This is a genomic window from Mucilaginibacter sp. (genome assembly GCF_039921305.1).
Classification (GTDB): Bacteria; Bacteroidota; Bacteroidia; order Sphingobacteriales; family Sphingobacteriaceae; genus Mucilaginibacter.
Genome location: NZ_JBDSCA010000004.1, coordinates 11,793 through 26,683, shown reverse-complemented (window position 1 = coordinate 26,683; position 14,891 = coordinate 11,793). Strand labels below are relative to the sequence as shown.

The 14,891-nt window shown below is 41.6% G+C and carries 8 protein-coding genes; 5 read left to right on the top strand and 3 right to left on the bottom strand.

The genetic code is table 11. The features are described from left to right. The 3 genes from ABIN91_RS00425 to ABIN91_RS00415 are packed head-to-tail and all read right to left on the bottom strand — an operon-like array spanning position 1 to position 4,256. Positions 1-1,041: an aminotransferase class I/II-fold pyridoxal phosphate-dependent enzyme gene (locus ABIN91_RS00425; RefSeq protein ID WP_348047268.1), complete on the bottom strand. Its 1,041-nt coding sequence runs from the start codon at positions 1,039-1,041 to the stop codon at positions 1-3. Positions 1,042-1,045: 4 nt separating this feature from the next. Then, on the bottom strand, positions 1,046-2,146 hold the full coding sequence (locus ABIN91_RS00420; protein WP_348047266.1) for a dipeptide epimerase: 1,101 nt from the start codon (positions 2,144-2,146) through the stop codon (positions 1,046-1,048). Between the two features lie 7 nt (positions 2,147-2,153). Beyond that, positions 2,154-4,256, bottom strand: a complete 2,103-nt coding sequence (locus ABIN91_RS00415; RefSeq protein WP_348047264.1) for a prolyl oligopeptidase family serine peptidase — start codon at positions 4,254-4,256, stop codon at positions 2,154-2,156. 318 nt (positions 4,257-4,574) lie between these two features. On the opposite strand from ABIN91_RS00415, the gene ABIN91_RS00410 reads away from it, so the two are divergent. The 5 genes from ABIN91_RS00410 (at position 4,575) to ABIN91_RS00390 (ending at position 14,881) form a co-directional block, all read left to right on the top strand. Then, complete coding sequence (locus ABIN91_RS00410; RefSeq protein WP_348047262.1) at positions 4,575-7,730, top strand: SusC/RagA family TonB-linked outer membrane protein; 3,156 nt, start codon at positions 4,575-4,577, stop codon at positions 7,728-7,730. Between the two features lie 11 nt (positions 7,731-7,741). Beyond that, positions 7,742-9,196, top strand: a complete 1,455-nt coding sequence (locus ABIN91_RS00405; RefSeq protein WP_348047260.1) for a SusD/RagB family nutrient-binding outer membrane lipoprotein — start codon at positions 7,742-7,744, stop codon at positions 9,194-9,196. A 298-nt stretch (positions 9,197-9,494) separates the two neighbouring features. Next, entirely contained in the window at positions 9,495-10,076 is a 582-nt protein-coding gene (locus ABIN91_RS00400) for a sigma-70 family RNA polymerase sigma factor (RefSeq protein WP_348047258.1), read from the top strand. A gap of 158 nt (positions 10,077-10,234) precedes the next feature. Then, positions 10,235-11,398 carry a FecR domain-containing protein gene (locus tag ABIN91_RS00395; protein ID WP_348047256.1) on the top strand — a complete coding sequence of 388 codons (1,164 nt, stop codon included), beginning with the start codon at positions 10,235-10,237 and terminating at the stop codon, positions 11,396-11,398. A 180-nt stretch (positions 11,399-11,578) separates the two neighbouring features. Then, positions 11,579-14,881, top strand: a complete 3,303-nt coding sequence (locus ABIN91_RS00390; RefSeq protein ID WP_348047254.1) for a TonB-dependent receptor — start codon at positions 11,579-11,581, stop codon at positions 14,879-14,881. Positions 14,882-14,891 lie beyond the last annotated feature (10 nt).

Genomic DNA, 14,891 nt, shown 5'->3' with positions numbered 1-14,891 from the left:
TTAGTATGCCTTTTGTAATACCGAAGCCAAAAAATCCAGATCGGCAGGGGTATGCAAGGCGCTCAATACAATACGCTTTAATGTTTTTCCTTTCGGATCAGGATAAGCAAATGACGAGATCAGGATACCTGATTCAAAAAAGATGTTCTCGTTAATATCCGTAGGGAGTATAAAAGATGGCAGTCCGGCGCTATGTTGTATGCCCGGCATCGCCTTTATACAGTTTTCAAAATAGCTGATATTGCTCAATAATTTATGCCTTTGCCGATGGTAAATGTGCTGCCCTTTATTAAAAGCGAATATTTGTGCCGGTGAAGATGGAGTAACGCCCGAATACTCAGGCGTGTGCTTAAATTTAGCCACCCAATTTTTCGAGGCACTTATGGCGCCACCAGAAATACCGTAAGCCTTAGATAGCGAGTAGCTAAACAAATACTCAACGTTGTTGCTCTGCGGCACCAACCCACTCGCGCCGCTTCCGTTTTCGCCGATAAGGCCGATGCCATGTGAATCATCTATTACGGTGACAATTTTACTACTGGCATCATTCAAAAAAGAAAAATTATTAATAGTTGATGTTAACGGATTTACCGAATCGCTGGCAATGGTTAACGGTGTATCCGATCGGGATTGTTCTGTTATCCAATTACCCCAATCTTCAAAATCGGCAACGGCTGGTTTGTGCTGAAGTATGGCAGGGTGAGAGTCCGGCGCATTGTGTACAAAATTTTGATGATATGATGTAGCAACACGGCCCGCGATAAAACCTGATGGTAATAATATGGTATCCTCGCTGCCGGTTAGTTCAGAAAGTATGGCTTCGCACTCTTCGTAAACGGCCAGGCGGGTGTTTGATATTCTTGATGATGGGTAGAGCCAGCCATACCTATCCGTACCCTCTAAAATCAGTTCAATAAATTCGGCATCGGCATTAACACCTAAATAATTATAGCCCGAAAAAAACAGATATTCTTTACCGTTCACACTGGTGGTGCGGCTCGGCTTACGGTCTAAATACAGGTTGTCAAATTGTTGATCCATTGCCTTATTTAATGATTATATGCTCCAGCTTATCTAAATAGGTTTGGTCAACATCGGCGCCAATGCCTGGCGCATCGGTAATTTCCAGTTCCATGCCCTTGTATTTAAAGCCGCCGATAACCGGGTCGGCCAGTTGCCCAAGCAGGCAGGTATCCAGGTCAAAATACTTAAGGTTTGTAAACGCCATAGCAAAATGTACGTTGGCGGTTAAAGCCAACCGGCTCTCCATCATGCTACCCAGCATACATTCTACGCCTTGTTGTTCGGCAACCTGGTTTATCAGGATGGCCTCGTTTATCCCGCCGCTTTTGGCAAATTTAATATTAATGTATTTAGCCGCCTTATTCCGGATGATGCGTTGCGCATCGCGATGGGTATAAACGCTTTCATCGGCCATAATGGCTATAGGCGATAGTTTGCCAAGTTGGGGTAAAAGCTCGTCGTTATAAGTACGCATGGGTTGCTCGCACCAGGCTATGTTAAATTTGGCCAGTTCGGTAAGTGTGTAAACAGCTTCATCAAATGTCCAGCCCTGGTTGGCATCAACACGTACCTGTGTTTCGGGACGTATTGCTTTGCGGATGTGTGCCATCCGCTCAATATCAGCTTCGGGTTTTTTACCCAGTTTTACCTTGATGATATTGAAACCTTGCTGCTCAAATTTCGCTGCCGATGCTGCCATGTTTTCCGGCGTGTCTATCCCGATGGTAACATCGGTTATTATCCTTCTTTTTTTGCCGCCTAAAAACTGGTAGAGGGGCTGGTTAGCCTGTTTGGCTGCTATATCATACAACAGCATATCGAAAGCGCTTTTTATGGTGTAATTGCCAGCGGTGTATAAATGCATTTCCGCAAGGCGGGCTTCAATATCGCTGGCATCTTTACCTTTCCATATGGTGGCAAAATCTTTAGCCATTTCGTAGCCCGTAGCTTGTGTTTCACCTACGATCATCGGAAATGCGGAGCACTCGCCCAATCCGGTTATCCCTGCATCTGTATGCGCGCGAACCAATATGTTTTGCGCAAACTCCATGGTACCGGTGGCAATAGTGAAAGGTTCTATCGGGATGGAATATTTATAGATCTCGAAGGCGGTAAATTTCATGGCATTGTTATTTAGATAGCAATTTTCTTTTTAAAAATTCGGCTGTAGCCTCGCTTACGGTTAACGCGTTTGAGTACTTCATCCAATGGTGTGTATCATCCGGGATAGACAGGTACTCAAACGGAATACCTTTGGATTCTAACCTTCGGGTTAAATCAACGGTTTGAGTAAATTGTACATTACGGTCGTCATCGGCATGGATGAGTAACACAGGTGATGTCCAGGTGCTAACCCAGGCCGCGGGTGATGACTGAAATGCTATTTTAGTAGCCAAGGCAGCATCGGGTGCTGATTCCGGGATACCCGAGCTTGCTTTAAGCCAGTTATTCACACCATGTATATCAACCCCGGCAGCAAACAATTTGGAATCATGGGCGAGGCCCAATCCCGTTAAAAAACCACCGTATGACCCGCCATAAATGCCAATGCGTGTGCCATCAATTTGTGGCTGCGTTGCTAGCCATTGGCCAGCAGTTTTAATATCCTGGTATTCTGATGCGCCTTTTGCACCCGCATTTGCAGGCTTGTTAAACTCGTAGCCGTAGCCAACCCCGGTACGGTAATTTACCGATAGCACATCAAACCCCAAACTTACCAAATATTGGTTAAGGGCATAATCTATTGAGTAATAATCCATAAAGTGCCAGCCTAACACCATTTGCCTTTGCGGGCCACCATGTATATAAACAATAGCCGGCCTTTTGCCTTTTACGCCGGCGGGTTCAAACAATTGCGCGTGTACTTCGGTACCATCTGGCGCATTAAATATAACTTGTTTGGGGATAGCTAATTGCCTGGGAAAGTTCGCCGGGATCAATTCTTCGCCTATCAATTTAAAATTTTTGCTGCGCAATTGCATGTGAGCAGGTATGAGTGGCCTTTGCGCTGTTGAACTTAAAAAAACAACCGCCGCGCTATTTTCGGTAATAACCGGATAAGCTTCTATACCATTGCCGGATGTGAGCATTTGCATATCCGGCTTATCTGCAGATACACGAGCTAAATGCCTGCGGTCAATATCTTGTTTATCGGTGCCTGTGTTCGCGCTAAAAACGATGAACTTTTTATCATCACTAAATTCAATTTGCTCCACCATGAAATTGCCTGGAGTAAGTAATGTAGCTTGACCACCGCTTGCCGGCAGAGAATACAAGTGAGGCCAGCCATCCTGATAAGATATAAATACGATGCGGTTACCCGCAGCCCAGTTAAGGTTTACGCCGCCATCTGTTGTGGGGATTGATCCGGCCAGGGTTTTAGGTGCTTCCCATAATCGGGTTGATTTGCCGCTGGCAACGTTTGCTGTCCAGATGGCCCAGGGTAAATGCTTCCGGGTGAGTATAGAATCGGGCTCGCCACCTGTGCCTGGTGTGCGTACAAAAGCGATCTGGCTGCCATCAGCCGACCAGCGAGGCGATGCATCTTTTGAAAAGGAGGGAGCCAGCCATTGGATGGGCGTTGCCGTATCTGTAAATATGCCAATGAATGCATGATCAACCCTTGAGGATACAAAGGCCAGCTTATCGCCATTTGGCGACCATTGTAAACTGCCGTTGTTACCACGTGTGCTAAACATGGGCTTTGCTGCTGCTGATCCATTTATCGGTGCCAACCAAACCTGCCCACTTTTAACAAAGGCTACATTATCGCTTTTGGGCGAGATGACCGGGTAATCACCTTCGCCAAGCAGATGTGGTTCACCACCGGCAAATGGGATGGTCCAAACTTGCACCTTGGTTCCAGCCGGGTCAAATCCCGGATTTACCGGAACACCGCCCTCGCTTGAACTATGATCGCCACCTCTAACATACACAAGTGATCGCCCATTGGCAGATATGGACAAGCTGGTTATCTCCTGGCCATCGTCAGTACTATAATGGCTTAACTGTACCGCATTATAATATGGGCCGGTAGCAACGTAAATATTGCGTAAACCTTTTTGGTTTACCGCCCATGCAATTTTTGATTGCTGTGCACAGGATGTTAACTCTGTAGGGAAAGGATAGCTCAACACTTCGTCAAGCTTAAACTTTTGCGCGCTTACACGGTTAATGAGCAGTAAAAGAATAAAAATGCAAAGGAAATTTTTTTTCGTAATAATATATCTCATATATTGCATAATATTTCAATTAGTTTTAGTTGCTTTCACTTTTAACTAATATGCAGCTAACTTATTCAAATTAGCTTTTTAAAGCATTGTTTTTTTGTAAAAAATGCTTTACTGTATTTGTTCTGATACCCGGTTTACTAAGCGCCATTTCAAGGCCGATCAATAACGACAACGAATGCCCCCTAATTTACAATTACTGATTAGTGATAATTAGTTTAATGCCATTTGAATTAATTACTCATTAATTCAGAGAAATCGCCCTTTTCCTATTTAAACTAATATATGTCCGTATTAATCACATTTTCAACACAAAAACTTATGAAGAAAATTGTTACTCTCGCATTATTATCGTTCTTATTGCTCTTTGGCCCCAATGTGATGGCCCAGGGTATTGAAATTACGGGTAAGGTTGTTGATGCTACAGACGGATCGGTGTTGCCTGGCGTTACCGTATCTGTTAAGGGTACAGCAACCGCTATAGCCACAGATTCGAATGGCGGCTATCGTATCAAAGCTCCCGCTGATGCTACCCTGGTATTTAATTTTATTGGTTATACCAGGCAGGAGGTAGCTGTAAAAAACCAAACCACTATCAATGTTAAACTGGTAACCGAAGCAAACCTTTTAAATGAGGTTACTGTAAATACCGGTTTAGGTATTGCCAGGGAAGAACGTTCGTTGGGCTATGCGGCTCAGGGCGTTAACTCAGGCGATCTTAATGCAAATCACCAGTCTAACGTGGTTAATGCTTTGCAGGGTAAAGTTGCTGGCGTTACCATTACCAGTACAGGTGGTGGCCCGGGGCAGGGTGCTAACATTAAAATAAGGGGTGTTAACTCTATTGATATCTCCCGGGATAACCAACCTTTATTTGTGGTTGATGGTATTTTGATCGACAACAGCACATCAAACATAGGTGCGTATGGTACATCAGCCGCTGGTACAACTGCCAGCAATAGTTATAATGAAAGATCGGTAACCAACCGTGCATCTGATATTAATCCTGAAGACATCGAAACTATTAACGTTTTAAAAGGTGGTGCCGCAACGGCGCTTTATGGTTTACGTGGTGCCAATGGTGTAATTGTTATTACAACTAAAAAAGGTAGCGGAAACGGGGTGCAAATTAATTTCAGTAGTTTATATGGCTTTGAAAACCCCGATAAACTACCTGCTGTACAATCAGAGTACACGGCAGGTATTTTGGGTGTTTACACTCCGATAGGCCTCGGACCTGCATGGGGCCCAACCGTAGCCGAAGCCATAGCTATCGATCCAACTCATCCGGCTCAACTTTATAACAACTATAAGCAAGCTTACCAAACAGGTCACCAGGCGCGTAATACGGTAACTATTGCCGGCGGGAGCGATATTGCAAGGGTATATTCGTCAATATCTTATTTAAAACAATCAGGTATGCTGCCTTTTACTGATGATAAAAATATATCTGCAAGGTTAAATGCCGATATTAAACTCAGTCCGAAATTGCGAGGTAGCCTAAACCTAAGTTTTACCAACTCTGGCGGTTTAAAATATGATGCAGATCGTTTTGGCGAAAGTTTAGCTTATTTCTCGCCTCGTTGGGATGTAAGTAATTTTATGAATCCCGATGGTACGCAAGTATGGACAGGTACAAACAACCCTATATTTGGCGCAGCCACCAACCAGTATAAAGATAATGTTAACCGCGTAATTGGTGGCATGACCTATACTTATTCGCCTTTTAAATGGCTCGACCTAAGCTATAGGTTAGGTATTGATACTTATAACTTAACCAGTTTGCGTACTGCACCGGCGGCATCAAATTTACCCAACGAACATACTTATGATAACGGTTTAGGTTTTGTTGGCGAGTATGGTACCAAGTTTCGTACGTTAACATCTACATTGATAGCTACTTTCACGCATAAAATAACCAATGATTTGAATGCGACTGTACGGATAGGGCAAGATATTTATGATAAGCGGCAAGTAGATAACGGCGTTACCGGAACAAATTTGGCGGTTTATAATTATTTTAATCTGAAAAATGCTCAAACGCTTATCAATCCTGTAGATAATTTAACTGAGTATCACCTAAGCGGTGTTTTTGGCGAAGCCGATTTTGATTATAAAAAATACCTGTATCTTACTTTAACTTTAAGAAACGATATTACCTCAACCTTGCCTGCCAATAACAGGAGCTTTTACTACCCGTCGGCAAGTTTATCTTATGTGTTTTCTGATAATTTCAAAATGCCCGAATGGATCTCTTTTGGTAAACTAAGAGCATCATACGCCCAGTTAGGTAAAGATGCCGATCCATACAGTTTTACCAACGGATTTGCAGCGTATACAAACCTTGCAGCTAGTTCTACAGGTACTACCCGTAGCTCTACATTAGGGAACGCTACATTAAAGCCCGAATTTACCAATACTTATGAAGGTGGTTTAGAAATGAGTTTCCTGAATAAACGGATAGGTTTTGATGTTACATACTACTACTCGTTAAGTAAAGATCAGATCATTCGTGCTGATGTATCATCGGCCACGGGTTATGTGCAAGCTTATATTAATGCAGGCACTATGCGCAATAGGGGTATAGAGTTGATATTAAAAGGCTCACCTGTTAGATCTAAAACTTTTAACTGGGATGCCAGCGTAAATTTCTCGGCTAACCAAAACCTGGTACTAACACTTCCCGAAGGTCTTACATCAATTCCATACGGTGGTTCAAGTGGTGGTTATTTAAATTCTCCGGCTACCTTAAAACTTATTGCAGGGCAGCCATATGGTAATATTTACGGTACAGTTTGGCAACGTTATTATGGTAGTGATGCGGAAAACGCGACTTTTACCGATAAAAACAGACCGATGTTAATTGGCGCTAACGGTTTCCCTGTTTTGGCCCCTGCTTCAACTCAAAAATTATTAGGTAATTCGCAACCAAAATGGATAGGTAGTTTTAGCAATACATTTAGTTATAAAAATTTCAGCCTAACAGCATTGTTTGATGCCCGCTGGGGATTTCAACGGTTTAATCGTTTAGATAACTTCTTTGCTGCCTTTGGTATTGCCGATTACACCAGTGATCGTCGCCAGTTTAAAGTATTTGATGGGGTTACCGCTAACGGCCAGCCAAATACAAAATCGGTTTATTTAGGCCAGGCTGTTGGGCCCGATGGTGTTAACTATGGCGAGGGTTATTATAGAACATATTACAGAGCCATATCCGAACCTTTTGTTGAAGATGCATCATGGATACGTTTGCGTGCGGCAACTTTAGCTTACTCTATACCTGCTAAATACTTACCTAAAGGTTTACGCAGCACTACAGCTTCGGTAACGGGCAATAACCTTTGGCTCCATACCAAATATTATGGTCTTGATCCGGAATCTGTTTCTTCGGATAGCGGTAGTAACGTTGACGGTTTTTCGGGTTTTACTTATCCTGCTGCGAGGCAAGTTATATTCACACTTAATGTTGGATTTTAATATTACAGACAATGAAAAAATTAAATAAATATATTACGATCGCATTCATTGCAGCAGCTACGCTTGTATTTCCTGGCTGTAAACACTATTACGACCTTGATGTTAATCCAAATTACGTTCCAGATCCGCCACTGTCGGTAATGCTAACTACGGCTACCTATAAAGCAGGTATAAACAGTTACAATGTGGGTAGCGCCGTAGCGCCGTATGTGCAATATATTGCTAACCCTACTGCAAGTGCTGCATCGGATACCTATCAGCAAGTGGATTTTACCGGTACATGGGACGCTTTGTATTTTGCCATGGCCGATGTTACTGATATGAAAACCAAGGCCATCGCCCAAAACTCAAGCGAGTATATTGGGGTGGCTGATGTGCTTTTATCTTACCAGCTAAGTTTGGTTAATGATTTATGGGGAGCAGCGCCATTTAGTGATGCATTTAACCCTAAACAGTTATTTCCGAAATACGATTCGGAGCAAACCGTGTATGCTACCAGCTTGAGTCTGATAAACGAAGCCATTACGCAGTTAACTAAAACAGATGCCGTAATTAAGCTAGTGGGTACCAGCGATTTTATTCATGCGGGTTCGCGTATCGCGTGGCTTAAAACAGCTTATGCTTTAAAAGCACGCTTGCTTAATAAAGTAAGTAAAACAGCTACTTATGATCCTGCTGCTGTTTTAACAGCTTTAAGCAGTTCGTATGCCAGTAATGCTGATGATGCGGGTATGGCCTCTTTTCCCCTCAATAATCCATGGGCAAATGTGGCTACTGCTAATGCAGGTAATAGTTTAGGCGGGTGGCTGTCTGAGCAATTGATAGATGCCATGAATGGAACAACTTATGGCATAGTTGACCCGCGTCTCCGCAAATTAACCGATTCAACCGTAAACAAGGTCTATATTGGCACAACAAACGGTGCGGGTAACAAAGGGCCTGCTAATAATACGGTTAAGGATGAATGTTATGTTTCTATAAGCTCACCCTGGACAAGCAAAACTTCGCCACTGTTATTAGTAACTTATGCCGAAACTAAATTTATTGAAGCCGAAGCTAACTTGCGCATTAATACAACAGCCAGTCGTCTAACGGCTTACACTGCTTACCTTGCAGGTATCAATGCCAATATGGATAAGTTACAAGTACCTCCTGCAGCTATTGTTCTTGCAACAGGTCTTCCGAATCCGCGCATGGCGTACATGACAAATGCATCAGTAGGGGCCGCAGCTTTAACTTTAGATTTAATATTCAAAGAAAAGTACATTGCAACCTACCTTAACCCCGAAGCATGGAATGATGCCCGCCGGTACGATTATAAGTACAAAGATTTTACCTTGCCGGTGAATGCTGTATTGACAGACTTTATCCGCCGGTTAGCTTACCCCCCTGCGGAAAGAAGTAAGAATGGTGCGAATGTTCCGCCGCCTGTTCCATTAACGGATAGGATCTTTTGGGATAAATAATCGCTTTTATAAGGGATGTTCTGTAAAGAGCATCCCTTAGTCATAAAACTAAGTTTAATCACGGTTCAGTTTTTAAATTATACATACTTGCATAGTTTATTAGAATAAGCATATAACATGGTAAAATTTTACAGATTTTAGGTTATATCATACAATAAAGGAATTTAGTCAGCAAGTAAATTTATAATGCCAATTATATCGTTGCCTTTCGTTAAATAAACAGCATATCCCGTAGGGAGATTTTAATGCACTGGCGTAAGCATTGGTTGCAAACAGAGTTTTTTGTTGATCTACCTATATGATGTTAAACTATGTTGATTTGAGTGAGAGCGATCTGCTGGTTCTGCTAAAGAAACGGGATCATCGGGCTTTTACCGAGCTGTATGAGCGAACATGGCAATCACTTTTTAAAATTGCTTATCAAAGGCTTAAGGACAAAGAAACATGTAAAGATATTGTTCACGATGTTTTTGCCGACCTATGGAATAAAAGTGATGTAAAAGAAATAGGATCGTTGCTTCCTTATCTGCACACTGCGGTTAGATATAAAATATACAGCTGGCTGGCCAAAGGAAACCAATCAGCAAACTTCATAGAACCATTTGAGCATATGGCTGTATCATCTGTGGGCGCGGATAGCTGGTACGAATTAAAAGAACTGGAAAACCTGGTTAGCCTTTGGATAAAAACTTTACCCAAAAAACGCCGCGAGATTTTCTATCTGAAGTATATGGATAACCTATCCAGTAAAGCCATCAGCCAAAAACTTAATATATCACAAAAAACGGTTCAAAATCAGCTTTTAACCGCTTTTAATGGTTTGCAACTTTATGTGAGCCATTATCTTCCCCTCCTTTTAATAGCCTACGGGTTGCTGTAAAATGCATACTTAAATTTTTTCAAATTTTTTTTAGGAGAATTTAAAATTCTGCAGACTATACTATTAAAGGCGCCGAAGCCTGGTATAAACCATTATAAACATTTACTAATTGATAAAGCTATAAACAGGATACCTGTATTGGCTTTTCGTATGATTCAATGAAGATAAAAGGTCATCATAATAAGCAATTGCAACAACTTGCCAAAAAGGTGTTGAATGGTAGCGCGTCTGAATCGGAGATCAGTTATCTTAAGGCATATTATGATCTTTTTGATAATCATAATGAGGCAGAATTGAGCGACACGGATGCAGAAGGGATTAACCGAGACATAAAGGCCAGATTGCTGGCAAGTACCCACCAACAACCGTTTAAGCAAACGAAAATTATAACCCTCCCACGTATTGCAGCTGTACTTGGCCTGTTTTTAATGGCGTTGGTATGTGTTTATAAATATAGGAAAGGCGGCCCGGATAAAGTAACTATAGCTGTTATAAAGCCAAAGGCTCAACCAATAGCTTACGGAAGTAATAAAGCTATCCTTACGTTGGCTAATGGTACACAAATTATTTTGGATGGCCGTTCAAAAGGCAAACTTGCAAAAGAGGCGGATGTTGATGTTACCAAAGCAGCAAACGGCGTGCTGACCTACTCAAACGCGCCCAAACCTCGAGGTGTTATGCCGGAAATATTCAACACGATGCAAACACCCCGCGGTGGTATCTATCGCGTTCAACTGCCTGATGGAACCAACGTGTGGCTTAATTCGGCCACAATATTAAGGTATCCCGTTGCTTTTAATGGAAAAGAGCGTAAAGTGACCTTAGATGGTGAGGCTTATTTTGAGGTAGCTCATGATGCTAATCATCCATTTATGGTTAGTACCCAAAATCAAACTGTGGAAGTATTGGGTACTCACTTTAATGTCAATTCTTATTCAGACGATGATATTGCCAAAACAACCTTGCTGGAAGGAAGCGTGCGTATTGCCGCTTTAGGCCTGAACAAATCGGGTATTTTAAAGCCGGGGCAACAAGCCATTATAAACCAGCAGAAGATCAACATCAAAAATATAGATACTCAAAATGCCATTGCCTGGAAAAATGGCTTGTTTGTGTTTGATAACGAGAATATTCAAGCCATAATGAAAAAAATATCCAGATGGTATGATGTTGATGTTGAATATATGGGTGAATTGGATAACATCAGGTTTGGGGGGTCGGTATCCCGGTTCACAGATATACAGCAGCTTTTAAGAAAATTGGAACTTACCAATACAATTCACTTTAAGATAAATGGAAGGAGAATTATTGTTATGAAATGATTTTACAAGATATGAAAAAGCAAAATCGCGGGCGCTTGCAACACCCGTGATATGCTTGCCCAAGGGCAATTGTCAAGAAAAACGTGGTTAAACAATTCACTTAACAATCAAATGTACACATTCAACACTGAATTTCAATGCAGGCGTAATACGCCGCGCTCTTTAAAACCTCTGATTATTATGAAATTAATTATAGCATTGATCATAATAAGTTTATTCCAGGCCTCTGCAATAACGCGCGCCCAAAATGTTACCATATCTGCAAATCCGGCAACGCTGGAGGATATATTTAGTAACCTGCATAAGCAAACAGGTTATAATTTTATTTATAATTCGCTGATGCTTGAAAGCGCTAAACCGGTATATATTGAGGCCACAAACAAACCGCTGAAACAAGTATTGGATTATTGCTTGTCAAACCAATCTTTTACTTACGTGATCGAAGATAAAACTGTGATCATAACTCAAAAAAACAATTTGCCTGTAATGAAGCTGGCTCAGGTGGTAAAGGGTACCGTGGTTGATGCTAAAGGCAATTCTATACCGGGGGTTACAGTAAAGGTTAAAGGCACAAATACGTTAACAAGTACCGATGTTGATGGCGTTTTTACGTTGAGTTTACCAACAGGTAACGAGATACTGGTATTTACTTTTGTGGGTTATCAAAGCCAGGAGGTTTCTGTGGCTGGTAAAACTTTGCTCAAGATAGTTTTAGAAGAGGGTATTTCAAAACTTGATGAGATTGTGGTTGTTGGTTATGGTACAGTTAAAAAACGTGACTTAACAGGTGCGGTATCGTCTGTAAAAGGTGCCGATATTGTCAGTAACCCGGTAAGCAACCCCCTCGAAGCATTGCAGGGCCGTGTTGCAGGTTTGGATGTGCAAAGGAGTAGCGGGCAAGCCGGATCGAGCCCCGCTCTGCTGGTACGTGGTACGCGTTCTTTAAACGCAACCGGTGGCAGCAGCGATCCGTTGTATGTTGTAGATGGAATACAACAAAGCAACGTTGCAGCTCTAAACCCCAACGATATCGAATCTATAGATGTTTTAAAAGACGCTTCGTCAACGGCAATTTATGGTTCACAAGGTGCAAACGGAGTTATTATAGTAACAACTAAAAAAGCAAAAGCCGGCAAAACCCAAATTGATGTAGATAGCTATTACGGTATTAATGGGTTCGCCAAATATCCTAAAGCTTTGCAAGGCGATGCTTGGGTACAGTACCTGAAGGATAGATTTTTCGCAGCTAATTTGAGGCAGCCTACAGATTTTGTAACCGATTTAGGCATAACTACCGCTGCAAAAAATGCCATTGATGCTGGCCAGTATGTAGATTGGGTTAACGAAACCTTGAAAATGGGAAATCAACAAAACCATCATGTGGCTATTCGCGGTGGTTCAGAGAAGGTTCAGGGTTATTTGTCCTTAGGTTTTATTAATGAACAAGGCATTTACCAAGGTGATGAATTAAAAGCGTATAACACCAGAGCTGGCGCTGATGTTCAGTTCAATAAAATAATAAAGGCCGGTGTTCAAAGCAACCTTAACTGGCGAAATGATAATACCACCAACAGTCGTGTTAACAAAGCATTTGGTATAGCACCGCTTGGCTTAGCTTACAATGCCGATGGATCTGTAAATAAATTTCCACTAAGCGACGGAACTGTTAGCCCCATAGCAAATTATGCGCCAGGCGTATTTGTTAACAATACCAAGGACCTGTACCTGGCCATTACACCATACGTTGAATTAACTCCGCTAAAAAATCTGAGTATTCGTTCAAATTTTGGCGTAACATTGGATTATGCACGCAATGGAGCTTTTGATAGCGAAAACTCATATAATGCTCTATCGGTAAACCAACCTTACAAAGAGGCTACTTATGGCACTAATTTTAACTATAACTATATATGGGAAAATATCATTAACTACAATTTTACCTTTAAAATGGACCATGCATTCGCCTTTACGGGTATAACATCGTTACTTAACTTTACAACAGAAAACTCATCGATTTATGCTCAAGGGCTTGATTATGATGCCTTTTTGTATTTTAACCAAGGAGCGGCAACAACAACACGTAGCTCTACCAAATATACAGGGAAAGATTTGGCCTCATTTTCGGGCAGGTTTAATTACAGTTATAAAGGTAAATATCTGTTAACTATTACTGATCGTTTTGACGGTGCTTCGCAATTGGTAAAAAAATGGTCTCAATTTCCTTCGGCAGCTGTGGCCTGGCGCATTAGCGATGAAAACTTCATGGCGAGCACTAAAAACTGGTTGAGCAACCTAAAATTACGTGGCGGTTACGGTGTATCAGGTAACTCAAATATTCCACCATATGTTAGCCAAACTAACGTAGTATCAAACAGTATATCTACACCGGTTACTTTAGGAGGTAGTGCCACCCTACCAATCTATATCTTATCGGCTACGGTTGCTAATCCTGATCTTACCTGGGAAAAATCATACAACACCAATATAGGTTTGGATATCTCGTTGTTTAACGAGAGAGTAAATATTGCCACCGAGGCTTATTACACCAATACTCAAGGAATTTTGTACAATAGAGTTTTGCCATCAACAGCTGGTGGCTTTGATGCTAAAACACCGTACGTTAAATATCAAAACATTGGAACATCTGTTAACCGTGGTTTTGAGGCAACTATTGATGTCAGAGTTATCGCAACGCAAAAATTCAAATGGAATTCGATCGTAACCTACACCCGTACCGACGAAAAATTAACCAGCCTGGATTTAGGTAGTTCAGTAAGTGCCGCTTCGTTGATATCATTAAACTTATTCACCGGTAGCCCTATACACCCAACTTACGATTGGAAAAAAATAGGCATATGGCAAACTGATGAAGCAGTTGAAGCCGCGAAATATAATCTAAGGCCCGGTGATGTTAAATTGCAAACTAATCCCATTCTAACCAATGGCGTATCTGATAACGGTATACACCCTTACACTGCCAATGATAAAACCATTGTTGGTCACCCTAACCCTAACTGGACCATGGGATGGCAAAACACCTTTGTTTACAAAAATTTCGATCTGAATATTTTTGTGAACGCTCGTTATGGTCAAACTATAGTGGCGCAGCTACTGGGCTATTACAATGGTGTTAACCAGCCGGCTTTTTATAACTACTGGACACCCAATAACCCAACCAATGATTTCCCTCAGCCATATCAAAGTAGCACTTCGAGGACAAATAATAATACCGCCTTCATCAGTTCGCTGCCGATAGTTGATGGATCGTATATCAAGATCAAGAATATCACTTTAGGATATACCTTACCGGGAAAAATTGGCAGTAAGGTGGGCATCTCCAAATTAAGATTTTACGGTACGGCTTACAACACATTCATTTACTCAAAAAGTCCATTGTTAAAAAATGTTGATCCCGAAACTGGTGGGTCCGATTCATTCCCACTGTATAAACAAATCGTGTTTGGTATGAACTTATCTTTTTAAATTTTAAATA